The following is a 17890-nucleotide window of genomic DNA, read 5'->3' as shown; positions in this document are numbered from 1 at the left end:
CTATGGCGCAGCCTATGCACCTGCTGTGAAAGCCTCCGCGCCGCTCATCACCGATTCATAGCGTGCTCATTCTTCGCGCTTGATCGCGGTTCCTAGCCTTCTCGCGGAGACGGGCCGACCCGGGCCTGTCAGGAGGAGACCCATGTACTGGACCTATCTGCGGCGGGAACTGGCCGGTCGCAAGAAACAGACGATCATCGTCGCGGCGGGCCTCGCGCTCGCGATCGCCCTCGTGATCATCGTGAACTCGCTGTCCGCGGGCGTGCGCGACGCGCAGGCCCAGGCCCTGGAGTCGGTGTACGGCGTCGGCACCGATCTGACCGTCACCGGCGCCGCCGCCGAGCCGGGCGAAGGCGGCGGCGGTCCCAGCTTCGAGTTCGACGAGGAGGGCGGCTCGACCGACGACGAGGGGACGACCTCGCTCAGCCAGTCGCAGCTGCAGACCGAGCGCATGCGCGCGACGCTCGAGGGGACGACCGTGGAGACGGTCGCCGGCGTCGACGGCGTCGCGGCCGCGGCCGGCGCGCTGAGCCTGACCAACTCCACCTTCTCGGGAGAGCTGCCCGAGCGACCGACCGACGCCGACGGGAGCGCGGCCGAGGGCGGCCAGATGCCCGAGGGCGGCGCACCGGCGGACGGCGAGCAGGGCGGCGGCTTCGGCGGCGGCTCGTTCGACCTCGACTCCTTCAGCGTGCTCGGCGTCGACCTCGGCGCGCTCGGCGTCGGCCCGCTGTCGGCGGTCACGCTCGACGACGGCGCGGCGCTGACCGCCTCGGACGAGGGCTCGTACGTCGCCGTCCTCGACGCCACCTACGCCTCGACCGAGGAGCTCGCCGTGGGCGACACCATCGAGGTCGGCGGCACCGATGTCGAGGTCGTCGGCATCGTCTCGTCCAGCTCGACCGCCGACACGGCGGCGGACGTCTACATCCCCCTGGGCGTCGCCCAGGAGCTCGCCGGGGTCGGCGACGTCGTCTCGACCGTCTACGTGCAGGCCGACTCCGCCGACAGCATCGAGGCCGTGCAGGCCGCGATCCAGGCGGAGCTGCCCGACGCCGAGGTCAGCTCGCAGTCGGACCTCGCCTCGACCGTGTCGGGATCGCTGTCCAGCGCCTCGTCGCTCATCACGAACCTCGGCACGTGGCTGTCGATCATCGTGCTGGCCGTCGCGCTCGTGCTCGCGGTGCTGTTCACGATCTCGGGCGTCACGCGCCGCACGCGCGAGTTCGGCACGCTCAAGGCGATCGGCTGGAAGAACGGCCGCGTGGTGGGTCAGGTCGCCGGCGAGTCGATGGTGCAGGGACTCATCGGCGGAGTGATCGGCCTGATCGTGGGCCTCGCCGGCATCGTGGTGATCAACATCGTGTCGCCGACGATCTCGGCGGCTCCGGACACGACGACGCAGGCCGGCCCCGGCGGGCAGGGCATGCCGGGCGGCTTCGGCGGCAGCCAGTTCGCGACGGACGCCGCGGACATCGTCCTGAACGCGCCCATCACGATCTCGGTCGTCGCCGCCGCCGTCGGCATCGCCGTCCTGGGCGGTCTGGTCGCGGGCGTGTTCGGCGGCTGGCGCGCGGCGCGCCTCGCCCCGGCCGAGGCGCTGCGCTCGGTCTCGTGACCCGTTCCCACACCGACAACGACAACGACAGATCGACACGATTGGACACGCCATGACCACCGTCATCGAACCGGCCGTGGAGGACGCGGCCACGGATGCGCCCGAGCCGATCATCCGGCTCTCCGGCGTCACCCGCACCTACCAGCAGAAGAACCGCGTCGTGAAGGCGCTCACCGGGGTCGACCTCGAGATCCGCCCCGGCGACTTCCTCACGATCCAGGGCCCGACCGGGGGCGGCAAGTCGACGCTCCTGCAGCTGCTCGGCGCGCTCGACCGGCCCACCTCGGGCGAGGTGCGGGTCGCCGGCCACGATCTCGCGAAGGCGTCCGGCGCGGACCTCCAGCGCCTGCGCGCCCACGAGATCGGGTTCGTGTTCCAGGGGTTCAACCTGATCCCCACGCTCACGGCCCACGAGAACGTCGACATGGCCCTCGAGCCGCTGGGCCTGTCGCGGGCCGAACGCGCCGAGCGCGTCACGGAGGCGCTCGCGCACGTCGGCCTCGCCGACCGCGGCGATCACCGCCCCAGCGAGCTCTCGGGCGGTCAGCAGCAGCGCGTCGCGATCGCCCGCGCCATCGTCAAGCGCCCGCGCGTGCTGCTGGCCGACGAGCCCACCGGAAACCTCGACGAGAGCATGCGCGACGAGATCCTGGCGGTGCTGGAGTCGCTCAACTCCGAGGGGCTCACGCTGATCGTCGTCACGCACGACTCGGCCGTCGCCAAGCGCGCCGGCCGCCGCGTGCGGCTGGCCAAGGGCGTGGTCACCGAGCTTTAGGCCCGGCGCGAGAAACGCCGCGGCGCGGCATCCGGACGTGCAAGGCCGGATACCGCGCCGCGGCGTCTGTGCGCGGTCTGCGCACGCGGCCGCGTCAGTGCGTGTCTTCGGCCTCGACCTCGGTGCGGTCGCCGGACCACAGCGTGTGGAACGTGCCGTCCTTGTCGATGCGCTTGTAGGTGTGCGCGCCGAAGAAGTCGCGCTGGCCCTGGATGAGGGCGGCGGGCAGGCGCTCGGCGCGCAGGCCGTCGTAGTACGCCAGCGACGACGAGAACGCCGGCGCGGGGATGCCGGCGGCCGCGGACTGCTGCACGATCGCGCGCCACGCCTCCTGCGCGCGTCCGAGGGCCTCGACGAAGTAGGGCGCGGTCAGCAGGACGGGCAAACCCGGCTCGGCGTCGTACGCGTCGGCGATGCGGTTGAGGAACTGCGCGCGGATGATGCATCCGCCCCGCCAGATCTTCGACACCGCACCCAGGTCGATCGTCCAGCCGTACTCGGCCGCGCCCGCGCGGATCTCGTCGAAGCCCTGGCTGTAGGCGACGATCTTCGACGCGTACAGCGCGAGGCGCACCTGCTCGATGAAGGCATCCGCGTCCTCGACGTTCAGGCCCTCGACGGGACCGGGGAGGTCGCGTGACACGGCGCGCTGCTCGGGGTGCGACGACAGGGACCGTGCGAAGGTCGCCTCGGCGATGCCCGAGACGGGGACGCCGAGCGACAGCGCGGTCTGCACCGTCCACGCGCCGGTGCCCTTGGCGCCGGCCTGGTCGAGGATGACGTCGACGAGCGGCTCACCGGTCTCGGCGTCGACCTGGCGCAGCACCTCGGCGGTGATCTCGATGAGGTAGGACTCCAGCTCGCCGGTGTTCCACTCGGCGAACACGTCCGCGATCTCGGCGGGGGTCTTCCCGGTGCCGCGGCGGATCAGGTCGTACGCCTCGGCGATCAGCTGCATGTCGGCGTACTCGATGCCGTTGTGCACCATCTTCACGAAGTGCCCGGCGCCGTCGTGGCCGACGTGCGTCACGCACGGCTCGCCCTCGGCGACCGCCGCGATGGACTTCAGGATCGGCCCGAGGGTCACCCACGACGCGTCCGAGCCGCCCGGCATGAGCGACGGGCCGAGCAGCGCGCCCTCTTCGCCGCCCGAGACGCCCATGCCCACGAAGTTGATGCCGGTCTCGCGGACCGCCTTCTCACGGCGGATCGTGTCGGTGAACAGCGAGTTGCCGCCGTCGACGATGATGTCGCCGGGCTCGAAGACCTCGACGAGCGCGTCGATGACGGCATCCGTCGCGCGCCCCGCCTTGACCATGATCACCGCGGTGCGGGGAACCGTCAGCGACGCGGCGAACTCCTCGTACGAGAACGACGGGATGAATCCCGCCTCGGGGTGGTCCGCCACCAGCTCGTCCGTCTTGGAACGGCTGCGGTTGTGCACCGCCACGGTGTTGCCCTCACGGCTGGCGAGGTTGCGGGCGAGGTTCGACCCCATCACCGCAAGACCAACCACACCGATGTTCGCTGCTGCCTCGGTCACGTAGAACTCCTGTCATCCGATCGCTTCCAGCCTAGAGTCTGGCGCGTTCGTGTGACGCCGATGTGGCGGGGTGCTCACACCGGCTCGGGCCCGCCGTGAGGTTGCGGCGGGGGAGTGGAGGCGTCAGTCCTTGCGGTACGCCTGGCGGCCCATCGACCAGAACGCGACCGTCGTGCCGACGACGCCGAGCGCCGCGATGACGCCGATCGTCCAGAGCAGGACGTGCGAGAAGAAGCCGTATTCCATGGAGATCCTCCGTCGGCGGTTGCAGGGCGTTCCTCATCGTAGCGGTCCGGCTGGTAGACTGAGCGACTGTACTTCGGCGAGGGATGCCCTGCGCCGGCCCGGGGGCCGGCAGCGGCCTCCGTGATCGACGAGGGTGTGCAGGCTCCAGGCTTCCTCACGCGCTCGCGTTCGAGTCGAATCCAGACCCCAAATATCCGGGCTCCGCGCCCGTCGGAAATACGGGCCCGCGCGCCCGTGAGGAGAGAACATGTCTCAGGACGTCGACACCAAGGTCACCGCTGAGGTGCGCACCAGCTTCGGCAAGGGCTTCGCCCGACGCCTCCGCGCCGCCGGCAAGATCCCTGCCGTCATCTACGGCCACGGCACCGAGCCGGTGCACATCGCGCTGCCCGGTCACCAGACCGCGCTGCTGATCCGTCGCGCGAACGCGCTGCTCCAGCTCGACATCGACGGCGCGGAGCAGCTCGCGCTGGTCAAGGACGTGCAGAAGGACCCGGTGCACCAGGTCATCGAGCACATCGACCTGCTCGTGGTCAAGAAGGGCGAGAAGGTCCACGTCGAGGTCCCCGTGACCGTGGTGGGCGAGCCCTTCGCCGGCACGATCGTGAACCTGGACGCCACGACGATCTCGCTCGAGGTCGAGGCGACCCACATCCCCGAGCACATCGAGGTCGACGTCGAGGGCCTCGAAGAGGGCGCCCACATCACCGCCGGCGAGCTGACGCTCCCGAAGGGCGCGACGCTCCTGGCCGACGCCGACCTGCTGGTCGTCGCCATCTCGACCCCGGCCGCCGCCGCGGTCGAGGAGGAGACCGAGGAGGCCGAGGAGGCCGAGGCTCCCGCCGAGGAGGCCGAGGAGGCCGCCGCCGAGTAATCCGGACGGATGTCAGCGAGGGGGTGCGGATGCCGTGCCCCCTCGCTTCGTCTCGAGGCGCCGTCGTGCGCCGCACGAACCGAGGAGAATGACGCCATGGCGCAGACGTGGCTGGTGGTGGGGCTCGGGAACCCCGGCCCGCGATACGAGGCGACGCGGCACAACGTCGGGCAGATGGTGCTCGACGAGCTCGCGTCGCGCCGCGGCGAGTCCTTCCGTGCGCACAAGGCCAACGCCCGCGTGGCCGAGACCTGGCTGCGCCCCGGCGCGGCCAAGATGATCCTCGCCAAGCCGAACTCGTTCATGAACGTCTCGGGCGGCCCCGTGGCGAACCTCGCCCGGTTCTACGGCGTGGAGCCGGAGCAGGTGGTGATCGTCCACGACGAGCTGGACATCCCGTTCGACACGATCAAGCTCAAGACCGGCGGCGGGCACGGCGGCCACAACGGCGTGCGCGACGTCGCCAAGGCTCTGGGCACGCCCGAGTTCCCGCGCGTGCGCGTCGGGATCGGGCGCCCGCCGGGACGTCAGGACGCCGCCGACTGGGTGCTCGACCCGTTCGCGGGCGCCGAGCGGCAGAACCTGCCGATCCTGCTGTCGGACGCCGCCGACGCGGTCGAGAAGCTGATCGACGAGGGCCTGCTCGCCGCGCAGCAGAAGCACCACGCGCCGCGGGCGTGAGCGCCGCGGCCCCGCTCAGCCGGTGAAGCCGGCCCCGGTCGCGAGCCCCGTGGAGATCCCGATCTGAACCGCGGTGAAGAACGCGATCGGCCCGAGCGCCGCCACCAGCACGGCGGCGACCCCGAAGCCTCGTCCGGAGCCGCGCACGATGGCGATGGTCCCCTGGACCAGCGCCCACAGCCCCAGCGCCGTGCCGATCCAGAACGACACCTCGCCGGCGAGCACCGCGTCGCGCACGGGCGAGAGGATGGACCAGTCGAAGTCGCCGGCCAGCGGCTGCGCGGACATCTGGCCGCCCGTCCCGAGGCCGACGCTGAAGGCGGCGATGCCGCCCGCGATCGATGCGCCGACCATCGCGGCGACGGCGGCGACGAGCGCGACGATCCCCATGACGGGGGAGCGACGCGGCTCGGCCGGGCGCGGGGCCGGTGCTCCCGCGTACCCCGGCGGTGTGTAGCGCGCGCCGGGCTGAGCGTACGGCGACCCGGGCGGGGGCCCGTACTGCGGCGCCGGCGACGGGGCGGGGCGGCCCGAGGCCGGCGCCGGTGCGCCTGCGGGCGGACCGACCGGTGCCCCGAACGGGGGCGTGGCCGGCGGCGTCCAGCCGGGTGGAGGCGTCGGGGACTGCGCGGGGTCGGTCACGTGCTCATCCTATGAGGGCACGGGCCACGTAGACTTCTCCGGTGACAGTTCCCGGGATCGTGCGCGCCCTCGAGCAGGCTGAATCGTTTCGGGATGCGCTGGGCGCGGCATCCGTCGACGCCGACTTCTCGCTGGTCGAAGGACTCGACGCGCCCCTGCTGGCCGGTCTGCTGGAGCGCCGGCGCGCGGCGGGCAGGCCGCAGGCCGTGCTGGTCGTCTCGCCCACGGGCCGCCGCGCCGATTCGCTGGGGCCGGCGCTCGAAGCCGTGCTGCCCGGCGCTCACGTGCTGCACTTCCCGGCGTGGGAGACGCTGCCGCACGAGCGGCTGAGCCCGTCCGCCGAGACGGTGGGGCGGCGGCTCGAGATCCTGCACGAGATCGCCCGCTGGGACGGCGAGTCCCCCCTCGTGGTCACCGCGTCGGTGCGCGCCGCGATCCAGCCGATCGCGCCCGGGCTCGGCGAGACCGAGCCGCTCCGCCTCTCGGTCGGCGGTCGGGGCGTCGAACTCGAGGACGTCGTGTCGCAGCTCGTGGAGCTGGCGTACCACCGCGTCGACATGGTCTCGCGCCGCGGCGAGTTCGCGGTGCGCGGCGGCATCCTCGACGTCTTCCCGCCGACGGCGCCGCAGCCGTACCGCGTGGAGTTCTTCGGCGACGAGGTCGACCAGATCCGTGCCTTCTCGGTCGCCGATCAGCGGTCGCTGCCGGGCGAGGTCGACGCCGTCGATCTGCTCGCCGCACGCGAGCTGCTGCTCACCGACGATGTGCGCCGGCGCGCCCGCGCACTGCGCGACCGGCTGCCGGGTCTCGGCGCCATGCTCGAGAAGATGAGCGAGGGCATCCCGGTCGAGGGGATGGAATCCCTCATGCCCGCCGTCCTCGACGGGCTCGTCACCCTGGTGCACGCTCTGCCCGAGGGCACGGCCGTCGCCGTCGTCGATCCCGAGCGCTGCGTCACCCGCGCCATCACGCTGGGCGAGACCAACCGCGAGTTCCTCGACGCCGCGTGGAGCGCCGCGACCGCCGGTGCCGCGACGCCCGTCGACACGTCCGCGGTGCTCGGCAGCGGCCTGTCCTCGGGCGACTTCGTCGCGCTTCCGCTGCTGCGCGACGTCGCACGCGAGCGGGGCGGTGTGTGGTGGACGCTGAGCGCCTTCGACTCGGGTGCGGCGGACGCCGTCGCCGAGGGCCTCATCGACACCGACATCGACATCGACGCGGCGCTCGAGAAGGTCGCGATGACGCGCGTGGCGGCGTCGCCGGTGCCGTCCTTCCACGGCAACGTCGACGGCGCCATCGAGCATGTCGGCGCTCTGCTGGCCGACGGCTGGCGGGTGGCCGTCGTCGCCGGCGGAGTGGGGCTGGTCGAACGCGCCGCCGACGTCCTCGCCGAGCGCGGCATCGGTGCGCGCCGCGTCGAGGACCTCGACGCCGTCCCCGAGCCGGGCGTCGCGCACCTGGCGGTGGCGACCCTCGAGAGCGGGTTCGAGTCCGCCGAGGCGAAGTTCGCGGTGCTGACCGAGTCGGAGTTCTACGGGCGCACCATCGGCGGCGACCAGAGGGTCGTCAAGAAGCTGGCCTCGCGCCGGCGCAACGTCGTCGACCCGCTGCAGCTCACGCCCGGCGACTTCGTCGTCCACGCCACGCACGGCATCGGCAGGTTCGTCGAGCTGATCCAGCGCGAGGTCTCGTCGGGGGGACGCAACCCGGTCAAGACGCAGCGCGAGTACCTCGTGCTCGAGTACGCGCCGAGCAAGCGAGGGTACCCCGGTGACAAGCTCTTCGTCCCCACCGACCAGCTCGACCAGCTGTCGCGCTACGTCGGCGGCGAAGCCCCGGCGCTGTCGAAGATGGGCGGCAGCGACTGGGCGCAGGCGAAGTCCAAGGCGCGCAAGGCCGTGCGCGACATCGCGGTGGAGCTCGTCAAGCTGTATTCGGCGCGCGTCGCGGCCAAGGGCCACGCGTTCGGCCCCGACACGCCGTGGCAGCGCGAGCTCGAAGAGGCGTTCCCGTTCGCCGAGACCGCCGACCAGCTGCAGACGATCGACGAGATCAAGGCAGACATGGAGAAGTCGATCCCGATGGACCGGCTGCTGTCGGGCGACGTCGGCTTCGGCAAGACCGAGGTCGCCGTGCGTGCGGCGTTCAAGGCGATCCAGGACGGCAAGCAGGTCGCGATGCTCGTCCCCACGACCCTGCTGGTCAAGCAGCACCTCGAGACCTTCACCGAGCGCTTCGCCGGCTTCCCCGTCAAAGTGCGGCCGCTCTCGCGCTTCCAGAGCGACAAGCAGGCGCGCGACACGATCGCCGGCCTCGCCGACGGCACGGTCGACATGGTCATCGGCACGCACCGCATCCTCACCGAGAAGGTCCTGTTCAAGGACCTCGGCCTCATGATCATCGACGAGGAGCAGCGCTTCGGCGTCGAGCACAAGGACGCGCTGAAGAAGCTCAAGACGAACGTCGACATCCTCGCGATGAGCGCGACGCCGATCCCGCGCACGCTCGAGATGGCGGTGACCGGCATCCGCGAGATGTCGACGCTGCAGACGCCGCCCGAGGACCGGCATCCGATCCTGTCGTACGTCGGCGCGCGCAACGACAAGCAGATCGCCGCGGCGATCCGCCGCGAGCTGCTGCGCGAGGGGCAGGTGTTCTACGTGCACAACCGCGTGCAGTCGATCCAGCGCGTCGCGGCCGACCTCGCCGAGCTCGTGCCCGAGGCGCGCATCGCCGTCGCGCATGGCCAGATGGGGGAGCACCAGCTCGAGCAGGTCGTCGACGACTTCTGGGAGCGCAAGGCCGACGTGCTGGTGTCGACGACGATCATCGAGACGGGCCTGGACATCTCGAACGCGAACACGATCATCATCGACCGGGCCGACAAGTACGGGCTGTCGCAGCTGCACCAGCTGCGCGGCCGCGTGGGCCGGGCGCGCGAGCGCGCATACGCGTACTTCTTGTACGACGAGGCCAAGCCGCTGACCGAGACCGCCGCCGACCGCCTCGAGACGATCGCCGTCAACAACGACCTCGGCAGCGGCATGCAGGTGGCGCTGAAAGACCTCGAGATCCGCGGCGCCGGCAACCTGCTCGGGGCCGAGCAGGCCGGCCACATCGCCGGCGTCGGCTTCGACCTGTACCTGCGCATGATCGGCGAGGCCGTGGCGACGTTCCGCGGCGAGGAGACCGAGGGGCCCGCCGAGCTGCGGCTCGAGCTGCCCGTCGAGGCGCGCATCCCCGAGACCTACATCGACAGCGAGCGGCTGCGCCTCGAGGCGTATCAGAAGCTGTCGGCCGCGGCATCCGCCACCGCCAAGGACGACGCGATCGCCCTCGTCGTCGAGGAGCTCGCCGACCGGTACGGCGACCTCCCCGAGGAGGGCGCCGGCCTCATCGCGATGGCGCGCCTGCGGCGCCGGGCCGCGCAGGCCGGGCTGTCGGACGTCGTCGCGATGGGCCCGAACCTGCGCATCGCCCCCGCCCGGCTGCCCGACTCGATGCGCGTGCGCCTGCAGCGGCTGTACCCGAAGGCGAAGCTGCTCGCCGGCGGCGACGCCCTCGTCGTGCCGCTGCCGACCGCCGCGGGCGAGCGGATCGGCGACGCCGACCTCATCACGTGGGTCGAGCAGCTGCTCGACCAGCTGTGGCCGAGGAAGGATGCGGTGGCGGCGGGCTCGGCGACCCCGGCGGGCTAGGCTGTGGCGACGACCGCCGCCAAGCCCGACAGGGCGGCGCGCTGAAGCGCCGAGGAGCCCATGGACCTGCAGAGCCTGTACCACCGCCACGTGCCGCGCGCGCTGCACGCGCACATCAAGGGCTACCGGGGCTCTGCGCGGCATGACGTGGAATCGGCCATGACGGTGCGCGGCCTGCCCCGGCGTTCGACCGTGCGCGGCAGCGTGTGGGCTGTGGCAGGCGTGCGGAACGAGCAGGATGTGATCGGCGAGACGCTCCGTCATCTCCTCGATCAGGATGTCGCCGGCATCATCGTCGCCGACAACGGCTCGACCGACGGCACGCCCGATGTCCTCGCGGACTTCGCCCGCGACGGCGCTGTGCATCTCGTCGAGGATCGGGAGCCGCGGTTCCTGCAGCCCGAGAAGATGACCTACCTCTCGCACCTCGCGTGGAGCGCGGGAGCGGAGTGGATCATCCCCTTCGATGCCGATGAGCACTGGTATGCGCCGGGCCAGTCGCTCGCGGCGCACCTGGCAGGGTCGACCGACTCCGTGCTGCACGCCGTGATGCACGACGTCGTTCCCCTCGGAGACGAGCTGTCGTTCGGTGAGGACGAGGAGGTCCTCGTTCGCCGGCTTGACGCTGCAGACGCCTCGTCGATCGAGCGCAAGGTGGCGTTCCGCGCGGGACCGACGGTCTACGTCCGCCCCGGGAACCACGAGGTGCTTCGGGATGGCACGCGCGCCGAGGGGCTTCATCTGCTCCACTACCAGTGGCGCAGCCGCGAGCATCGCGTGCGCAAGGCGCGGCGTGGCGCCGCGGCGCACGCGCGCACGGGGGACCACGATCGGGGGTGGCACTGGTTCGCGCTGGACGCGCTCGACGACGCCGCGCTGGCGGAGTCGTGGGATCACATTCGGCGGGATGCCGAGGACTCGCCCGAGTGGGTGCGTGCATCCGCTCCATGGCGCTCGTGGGACCGATGGGACCCCGCCGGCGTCATGTGACGGACGTCCACCCGGCTCGCGCCCGGGAGTGCGTTCGCCCCCAGTCTCAGAACGGCGCCGGATCCACCTCCACGCCATGACCGGTGGGGCTCGTCCACGCGAGCGTGCGGCCGTCGCGTTCGAGGTGCCACTGCGACTCGTGCTTCAGCCGGTGGTGCGGGCGGCACAGCGGCGCGAGATTGTCGTCGGCGGTCGGCCCGCCGTACTGCCAGTCGAGCACGTGGTCGACGTCGCAGTCGGCGGCGGCGCGAGGGCACCCCGGGAAGACGCACAGCGGATGCTTCACCCCCAGCCACCGCTTGAGGTCGGCCGGAACGCGGTACGTGCGGCGGTCGACGTCGAGCACCGTCCCGGTGACCGGATCGGTCAGGATCCTCACCCACGACGACGCGGTGCCGGCGAGCCTGCGCGCCGTGTCGATGTCGATGGGGCCGTAGCCGTCGAGGATCGCCGGCCCGTCGTCCTCTCCGAGAAGCGTCAGCGCGGGCACCGTCACCGCCACGGTGGCGGCCGGGGCGCCGGCGGGCCCTGACGCTCCCGCGGGTTCCGCGGTGCCGGCGAGGCTCGCACCGGCGGCGCCGCTCGTTGCGGCGGCCGGGACGAGGTCGGCGAGCACGTCGGCGCGCAGCTGCGCGAGGGTGCGCCGCTCGTCGGGCGCGCGGCGGAGCTCGCGTGCGGCGTGGTCGATGCGCCGCTTCAGTCCGTGCGCCGCGGCGGCCGGCAGCAGCGCCGTCAGCGTGGACATGCCATCGAGCTCGGGGGTGATCCACACGCTGCGGTCGGCGGCGGCGCGCCGGTGCCGCGTGTCGATGGTCTCGGGGTGTGCTCGCTCCCGCGCGCGGCGGGCCACCGTGCGGAAGCGCCCGGGCGCCAGCCGCATCGCGGCGGCGAGCACGCGCTCCTCGAAGACCGCCCACGCTTCGGGCGCATCGCCGGGGAGCGTCCCGACCAGCTGCGCGACGGCGGTCGCGCTCGCCTCCGGAACGGATCCGCCCAGGAACCGCGCCCACACCGCGGGAGCCCGCTCGCGCAGCATCGCCGCGTGCGCGGCGCGCGCCTGCACGGTCGCCTCGGACAGCTGCAGGCGCACCGCGATGTCGACGGCGGCGGCGCGCACGGCGAGGTCGCGCCGGTCGCGACGGACGGCCGCGACCGTGCGCCCCCGCACATCGCGCCAGTCGGGCGCGAGCGTCGGATCGGGGCCCACCCACAGCTCGGGCTCGGCGCGCGCCGCCGAGAGCACCTCGTCGATGACGTGCCACTGGTCGGCCGCCGCGACGCGCGCCCGGAACGCGGCCGCCTCGAGTTCGCGCATCGCCGCGCCGTGGTTCGACTCGGGCGTGAAGCGCGGTCCGTCCGGGTCGTCGTCTCGCAGCAGCGGAGCCCACGCGACGTCCCACGGCTCGTCCGGCCACGGTTCGTCCGGCCACGGTTCGTCGGGCTGGGCCAGGACGGCATCGGGGTAGGTCACATCGGCCGGAACGTTCTCGGCGGGCTCGCCGTGCGCTGATTCGTTCATTTGTTCGAGAGTACGAGCGGCTTCCGACATCGCCGGCGTCCCGCGGCGGCAGGGAGACATGCTCGGCAGGCACCCGCTGCGGCGCCCCGCGACCCGATCCCGTGCACCGTCGCAGCGCCCGGAGTAGCGTCGCCCTCATGGACGCCTGGACCGTCGACCGCGGCTCCCGCACTCTCGTGCGACGGAGCGTCCCCGCACCCGAGCCGGGGCCCCGCGACCTCCTCGTGCGCGTGCGCGCGTGCGGCGTGTGCCGCACGGACCTGCACGTCGTCGACGAGGACATCGCACCCCATCGCGACCGGGTCATCCCGGGGCACCAGATCGTCGGCGACGTGACCGCGACCGGCGAGGACGTGACCGGCTTCGCCGTCGGCGACGTCGTCGGCATCGCGTGGCTGCGAGCCACGTGCGGCCAGTGCCGGCACTGCCGCTCGGGACGCGAGAACCTGTGCGAGCGTGCGACGTTCACCGGCTGGGACGCCGACGGCGGGTACGCCGAGTACGCCGTCGTCGACGCCGCCTATGCCTACGCCCTGCCGCCGGGCGCCGATCCGCTGCGCATCGCCCCGCTGCTGTGCGCCGGCATCATCGGCTACCGCGCCCTGACGCGCGCGAACCTGCCGCCCGGCGGCACGCTCGGGATCTACGGGTTCGGCTCGAGCGCGCACATCGCGGCGCAGCTGGCGATGGCATCCGGGGCCCGCGTGTTCGCCATGACGCGGGGCGAGCGCAACCGGGAGCTGGCGCGCGAGCTGGGGGCGGCGTTCACGGGGGAGTCGCATGCCGTCCCGCCCGACCTCCTCGACAGCGCCATCGTGTTCGCGCCCGCGGGCGAGCTCATGACCACGGCGCTCGCGGCCACGGTGCGCGGGGGCACCGTCGTCAGCGCCGGCATCCACATGTCGCCGATCCCGGAGTTCAGCTACGACGATCTGCTGTTCGGCGAGCGGGATCTGCGCAGCGTCACGGCCAACACGCGCGCCGACGGCGACGAGTTCCTGCGCCTCGCGCACCGGCTGGACCTGGCCCCCGAGGTCACCGCGTACCCCTTCGGCGAGGTGGATGCGGCTCTCGACGACCTGCGCGCCGACCGATCGCGCGGCAGCCTCGTCATCGCGATGGAGTGACGGATGCCGACGGATGCCGTCGCCGCACTCCGCCGCGACGCTCCGTCGCCGCCCGGCGCGACGCTCTCTCCACCGATCCGCCCGGCTCTCCCGGCGGGGCGCGCCGGGAGGCTAGCGTATGCATCATGCGCTTCGAGCATCTGGGGGCCGAGCCCCGCATCCACGAGACGGCGGTCATCGCGCCGACGGCGGTCATCAGCGGCGATGTGACCATCGGGCCGGACTGCCAGGTGCTGCACGGCGCCGTGATCACGAGCGAAGGCGGCCCGATCACCCTCGGGGCGAGCGTCATCGTCATGGAGAACGCGCTCATCCGCGCGAGCGCGACCAACCCGGTGCACATCGGCGACAACACGCTCGTGGGCCCGATGGCGAGCGTGTCGGGCGCGACGATCGGCGACGAGGTGTTCCTCGCGACCGGCACGCGGGTGTTCAACGGGGCGCACATCGACGCGCGCTGCGAAGTGCGCATCAACGCCGTCGTCCATCTGCGCACGCACCTGGCCGAGGCGACCGTCGTGCCGATCGGGTGGGTCGCCGTGGGCGACCCCGTCCGCATCCTCCCGCCCGAGCGCCACGACGAGATCTGGGACGCCCAGAAGGAGCTCGACTTCCCCGGGTACGTGTTCGGGCTCGATCGCGACACCCCCGATCTCATGGTGCAGCTCACCGAGCGCTACGGCAGCAGCCTGGCCCGCCACGTCCACGACACCCGACTCGACTGAGCCGCGGGCACCCGCCCGGTCGGGGCCGGCGCGCGCGTCGGCGACAATGGAGGGGATGAGTACCGCTCCCCAACCCGTCGGCGTCCGCCACAGCATCCTCGACGATCTGACAGGACTCCTCTCGGGCGTCCTGGTCGCGTCGCTGGGCCTGTACCTGCTCAGCACCGGGGGAGTGGTCACCGGCGGCACGGCCGGACTGTCGCTGCTGATCAGCTACGCCGTGCCGATCCCGTTCGGCGTGATCTTCGTCGCCGTCAACATCCCGTTCTTCGCGCTGGGCGTCGCCAAGCGCGGCTGGCCCTTCATCCTCCGCAGCCTCGCGTGCGTCGTGGCGGTGTCGCTCCTGGGCCCGCTGCACCGGGCGGTGCTGGGCGAGGTGCCCATCGACCCGCTGTACGCCGCCCTGCTGGGCAACGTCCTCGCCGGCGTCGGCCTGCTGATCCTCTTCCGCCACTCCGCGAGCCTCGGCGGGTTCAACATCGTCGCGCTCATCGCGCAGGAGCGCCTGGGCTGGCGCGCCGGCTACGTGCAGATGGCGCTGGACGGCGTCGTCGTGCTGCTGTCGCTCATCGTCGTCTCGCCGCTGCTGGTGCTCATGTCGGCGGCCGGCGCGGTGGCGCTCAACGGCATCATCGCGCTCAACCACCGCCCCGGCCGCTACATGGGCTACTGAGCCTCAGCCGGTGTTCTGGAGGCCCGCGGCGACGCCGCTGACCGACAGCAGCAGCAGGCGCTGCTGATCCGGATCGGCGTCCCGGCCCTCGAGCGCCGCCTCGCGCAGCGCGCGCAGCGATCGCAGCTGCAGCAGCGACAGGGCGTCGACGTAGGGGCTGCGCATCTTGACGGCGCGCTGGAGGACGGGACGGTTGCCGAGCAGCTCGGTGCCGCCGGTGAGGTGGACCACCCAGCTGCGGGTGATCTCCATCTCCTCCATCACGAGGTCGGCGAGGTCGGTGCGGTCGCCGAGGTCGAGGTAGCGGCGCGCGATGCGGGCGTCCGCCTTCGCGAGGCTCATCGCGACGTTGTCGATCATGGTGCGGAACAGCGGCCACTGGTCGTACGCGTCCGTGAGCAGGTCCGCGTCGCCGACGGCCTCGAGCGCCGTGCCCAGGCCGAACCAGCCCGCCAGGTTGATGCGCGCCTGCGTCCACGCGAACACCCACGGGATCGCCCGCAGGTCCTCGAGCGACTCCACCGACAGGCCGCGGCGCGCCGGGCGCGATCCGAGGGCGAGCAGCCCGATCTCCTCCATCGGCGTCACCTGCGCGAACCACGGCGCGAAGCCGGGGGCCTTCACGAGCGCGTAGAAGCGCTCGCGCGACGCGGCGTCCATGGTCTCGGCGACCGCCGCGAAACGCGCGGCGGCCTGCGAGTTGCGGTCCTCGATGGACGGCGCCGAGGCCAGCAGCACGGCGGCGGCGACCTGGTCGATGTGGCGCATCGCGATGCTCGAGTCGCCGTAGCGCGCGAAGATGACCTCGCCCTGCTCGGTGAGCTTGAAGCGCCCGTCGACCGAGTGCGGCGGCTGGGCGAGGATCGCCGAGTTGGCGGGGCCGCCGCCGCGGCCGAGCGCGCCGCCGCGGCCGTGGAACAGCGTGAGCTCGATCTTCGTCTCGTCCGCCCACTGCGCGATCTGCTCCTGTGCGGCGTACAGCGCCAGGTTCGCCGCGACGGGTCCGACGTCCTTGGACGAGTCCGAGTAGCCGAGCATGACCTCGAGACGGCGGCCGGTGTCGGCCAGGCGTGCGGCGAACTCGGGATGCTCGACGATCTCGGCGAGGATGCCGGGCGCGGCCTGGAGGTCGGCGAAGGTCTCGAACAGCGGGATGACGTCGAGCACCGGCGCGGTGCCCTCGGGTCCGGCGGCGTACGCGGCCAGCCGGTGGACGTTCGCGAGGTCCTGCGCCGACTGCGTGAACGAGACGATGTAGCGTCCTGCCGCGCGCGGACCGTAGCGGTCCTGCAGGTAGGCGATCGAGCGGAAGACGTCGAGCACCTCTTCGGTCAGCTCGCTGCGCTCGCCGCCGGCGTCGAGCTCGGCGAGCACCTTGGCGTGGACCGCCGAGTGCTGGCGGACCTCGAGCTCGGCGAGGTGGAACCCGAACGTCTCGACCTGCCACAGCATCTGCTGGAGGTGCCCGTACGCCTGGCGCGGGGCTCCGGCGGCCACGAGCGAGTCCTGCACGACCTTGAGGTCGCCCAGCAGCTGCGAGGGCGTGCGGTACGCGCGATCGGCGTCGCGCACGCGCGTCGCCTCGATGCGCCGGGCGATCAGCAGCATGATGCGCCGGTGCGGCTCGTCGGGGGAGCGCTTGGCGATCTCGTCGGCGGCGTCCTCGTCGGCGGCGCGCAGGGCGTACCACAGGGCGGTCAGCGCGTCAGACGGCGGCGTGGTCGCGGCATCCAGCGTCAGGGTGCGGCCGATGCGGTTGGCGGTGCGCTCCAGCCCCAGCAGCACGTGCTCGCTGGCGATCTTCGCGGCCTTGCGGGTGATGGAGGCCGTCACGAACGGGTTGCCGTCGCGGTCGCCGCCGACCCAGGAGCCGATGCGCACGAAGGGGCGCACGACAGGCGCGCGGCTGCCGGCCGCCGGTCCCTGCAGAGCGTCGTCGATGCGGCGGTACACGTGCGGGATCGCGGTGTAGAGCGTCTCGTCGAACACCGCCATGACCGAGCGCACCTCGTCGACGGGCGACGGCTTCTCGGCGCGCAGCGGGGCCGTGCGCCACATGGTGTCGATCTCCTCGACCATGCGCCGCTCGGCGCGGCGCTGGTCGGCCCCGTTGCGCAGCGACGCGTCGTGCTCGTCCAGCAGCGTCGAGAGGCGCCGGATGCTGGACGACACCGCGCGACGGCGCGCCTCGGTCGGGTGGGCGGTGAAGACGGGGTGGAAGCGCAGCGCCTGCAGGCGCGACAGCGCCGTGTCGTCGCCGACCTCGGAGGCGAGGCGGACGAATGCCGCCGCGACGGAGTCGGTGACCGATTCCTTCTCGGGGCGTCCGTCGCGCTCGCGCAGGATCCGCACGCGCTGGTGCTCCTCGGCGAGGTTCACGAGGTGGAAGTACGAGGTGAAGGCGCGGGCCACCTCGTCGGCGCGCTGGACGGTGAAGGAGTCGGCGATGGCGGTCGCCCGCTCGAACGCCGCCGGCGTCTCGTCGGTGTACGCCTGGATCGTCGCGATGCGCAGGCGCTCGACGTCCTCGTAGAGTCCGGGGGAGCCGCTCTCGCGGAGGACTCGGCCCAGCAGCGATCCGAGGAGGCGGACATCGGCCCGCATCTGCTCGGGGATCTCCTGTCCGGCCTCGAATCGGCCCACGAGGTCGATGGCTTCGGTTCGGGTGAGCTCACGCATGCGCTCAACGCTAGCGTCCAGGTGTTTCACCCTCGTGACGCGGCCGTCATGCGACGACGCACGTCGGGGCGCGCAGCCCGCCGCCGGTAGACTGGCCGCT

Annotated in this window: 14 protein-coding genes; 9 read left to right on the top strand and 5 right to left on the bottom strand. The window is 72.5% G+C overall.

Annotated elements, in window-relative coordinates:
* Nucleotides 1-142: 142 nt before the first annotated feature.
* Complete coding sequence (locus HD594_RS13810; protein WP_184751496.1) at nucleotides 143-1618, top strand: ABC transporter permease; 1476 nt, start codon at nucleotides 143-145, stop codon at nucleotides 1616-1618.
* Nucleotides 1619-1670: 52 nt separating this feature from the next.
* Nucleotides 1671-2393 (top strand): ABC transporter ATP-binding protein, encoded by a 723-nt coding sequence (locus HD594_RS13805; protein ID WP_184751495.1) that lies wholly within the window; start codon nucleotides 1671-1673, stop codon nucleotides 2391-2393.
* Between the two features lie 94 nt (nucleotides 2394-2487).
* Here the strand turns inward: HD594_RS13805 and gndA are convergent, their stop codons facing one another.
* Both gndA and HD594_RS17730 read right to left on the bottom strand, forming a co-directional pair.
* Nucleotides 2488-3936 (bottom strand): NADP-dependent phosphogluconate dehydrogenase, encoded by a 1449-nt coding sequence (gene gndA / locus HD594_RS13800; protein WP_184751494.1) that lies wholly within the window; start codon nucleotides 3934-3936, stop codon nucleotides 2488-2490.
* A gap of 123 nt (nucleotides 3937-4059) precedes the next feature.
* A complete protein-coding gene (locus tag HD594_RS17730) occupies nucleotides 4060-4182 on the bottom strand; it encodes a hypothetical protein (RefSeq protein WP_271171264.1) in 123 nt (40 codons plus the stop codon).
* Nucleotides 4183-4429: 247 nt separating this feature from the next.
* Between HD594_RS17730 and HD594_RS13795 the strand changes: the two genes are divergently transcribed.
* Together HD594_RS13795 and pth are read left to right on the top strand one after the other, a co-directional pair.
* Nucleotides 4430-5056 carry a 50S ribosomal protein L25/general stress protein Ctc gene (locus HD594_RS13795; RefSeq protein ID WP_184751493.1) on the top strand — a complete coding sequence of 209 codons (627 nt, stop codon included), beginning with the start codon at nucleotides 4430-4432 and terminating at the stop codon, nucleotides 5054-5056.
* A gap of 96 nt (nucleotides 5057-5152) precedes the next feature.
* Complete coding sequence (gene pth / locus HD594_RS13790; protein WP_184751492.1) at nucleotides 5153-5737, top strand: aminoacyl-tRNA hydrolase; 585 nt, start codon at nucleotides 5153-5155, stop codon at nucleotides 5735-5737.
* A gap of 15 nt (nucleotides 5738-5752) precedes the next feature.
* Here the strand turns inward: pth and HD594_RS13785 are convergent, their stop codons facing one another.
* Nucleotides 5753-6379, bottom strand: coding sequence for a hypothetical protein (locus HD594_RS13785; protein ID WP_184751491.1), 627 nt, complete (start codon nucleotides 6377-6379; stop codon nucleotides 5753-5755).
* A gap of 41 nt (nucleotides 6380-6420) precedes the next feature.
* On the opposite strand from HD594_RS13785, the gene mfd reads away from it, so the two are divergent.
* Both mfd and HD594_RS13775 read left to right on the top strand, forming a co-directional pair.
* On the top strand, nucleotides 6421-10077 hold the full coding sequence (gene mfd, locus HD594_RS13780; RefSeq protein WP_184751490.1) for a transcription-repair coupling factor: 3657 nt from the start codon (nucleotides 6421-6423) through the stop codon (nucleotides 10075-10077).
* A 60-nt stretch (nucleotides 10078-10137) separates the two neighbouring features.
* The gene (locus HD594_RS13775; protein ID WP_184751489.1) at nucleotides 10138-11067 is read left to right on the top strand and encodes a glycosyltransferase family 2 protein; all 930 of its coding nucleotides are present in this window, start codon (nucleotides 10138-10140) and stop codon (nucleotides 11065-11067) included.
* Nucleotides 11068-11113: 46 nt separating this feature from the next.
* Here the strand turns inward: HD594_RS13775 and HD594_RS13770 are convergent, their stop codons facing one another.
* Complete coding sequence (locus HD594_RS13770) at nucleotides 11114-12586, bottom strand: HNH endonuclease signature motif containing protein (RefSeq protein ID WP_184751488.1); 1473 nt, start codon at nucleotides 12584-12586, stop codon at nucleotides 11114-11116.
* 137 nt (nucleotides 12587-12723) lie between these two features.
* On the opposite strand from HD594_RS13770, the gene HD594_RS13765 reads away from it, so the two are divergent.
* From HD594_RS13765 to HD594_RS13755, 3 genes are all read left to right on the top strand, one after another.
* Nucleotides 12724-13713, top strand: coding sequence for a zinc-dependent alcohol dehydrogenase family protein (locus tag HD594_RS13765; RefSeq protein ID WP_184751487.1), 990 nt, complete (start codon nucleotides 12724-12726; stop codon nucleotides 13711-13713).
* Nucleotides 13714-13838: 125 nt separating this feature from the next.
* Nucleotides 13839-14438, top strand: a complete 600-nt coding sequence (locus HD594_RS13760) for a gamma carbonic anhydrase family protein (protein ID WP_184751486.1) — start codon at nucleotides 13839-13841, stop codon at nucleotides 14436-14438.
* A 55-nt stretch (nucleotides 14439-14493) separates the two neighbouring features.
* Complete coding sequence (locus HD594_RS13755; protein ID WP_246414050.1) at nucleotides 14494-15111, top strand: YitT family protein; 618 nt, start codon at nucleotides 14494-14496, stop codon at nucleotides 15109-15111.
* A 3-nt stretch (nucleotides 15112-15114) separates the two neighbouring features.
* On the opposite strand, the gene HD594_RS13750 is transcribed toward HD594_RS13755, so the two are convergent.
* Entirely contained in the window at nucleotides 15115-17790 is a 2676-nt protein-coding gene (locus tag HD594_RS13750) for a phosphoenolpyruvate carboxylase (RefSeq protein ID WP_184751484.1), read from the bottom strand.
* Nucleotides 17791-17890 lie beyond the last annotated feature (100 nt).

The sequence above is a fragment of the Microbacterium thalassium genome (assembly GCF_014208045.1).
Lineage (GTDB): Bacteria > Actinomycetota > Actinomycetes > Actinomycetales > Microbacteriaceae > Microbacterium > Microbacterium thalassium.
Note: the sequence above shows the minus strand (reverse complement) of the source record. Positions and strands in the feature narration are given on the sequence as shown.

Excerpts from the sequence above, each read along its gene's own strand:
- HD594_RS13795 (WP_184751493.1), top strand. The coding sequence starts at position 4,430 with ATGTCTCAGGACGTCGACACCAAGGTCACCGCTGAGGTGCGCACCAGC.
- pth (WP_184751492.1), top strand. The coding sequence starts at position 5,153 with ATGGCGCAGACGTGGCTGGTGGTGGGGCTCGGGAACCCCGGCCCGCGA.
- HD594_RS13750 (WP_184751484.1), bottom strand. The coding sequence starts at position 17,790 with ATGCGTGAGCTCACCCGAACCGAAGCCATCGACCTCGTGGGCCGATTC.
- HD594_RS13805 (WP_184751495.1), top strand. The coding sequence starts at position 1,671 with ATGACCACCGTCATCGAACCGGCCGTGGAGGACGCGGCCACGGATGCG.
- HD594_RS13760 (WP_184751486.1), top strand. The coding sequence starts at position 13,839 with ATGCGCTTCGAGCATCTGGGGGCCGAGCCCCGCATCCACGAGACGGCG.
- HD594_RS13775 (WP_184751489.1), top strand. The coding sequence starts at position 10,138 with ATGGACCTGCAGAGCCTGTACCACCGCCACGTGCCGCGCGCGCTGCAC.
- HD594_RS13755 (WP_246414050.1), top strand. The coding sequence starts at position 14,494 with ATGAGTACCGCTCCCCAACCCGTCGGCGTCCGCCACAGCATCCTCGAC.
- HD594_RS13765 (WP_184751487.1), top strand. The coding sequence starts at position 12,724 with ATGGACGCCTGGACCGTCGACCGCGGCTCCCGCACTCTCGTGCGACGG.
- HD594_RS13810 (WP_184751496.1), top strand. The coding sequence starts at position 143 with ATGTACTGGACCTATCTGCGGCGGGAACTGGCCGGTCGCAAGAAACAG.
- HD594_RS13770 (WP_184751488.1), bottom strand. The coding sequence starts at position 12,586 with ATGAACGAATCAGCGCACGGCGAGCCCGCCGAGAACGTTCCGGCCGAT.
- HD594_RS17730 (WP_271171264.1), bottom strand. The coding sequence starts at position 4,182 with ATGGAATACGGCTTCTTCTCGCACGTCCTGCTCTGGACGATCGGCGTC.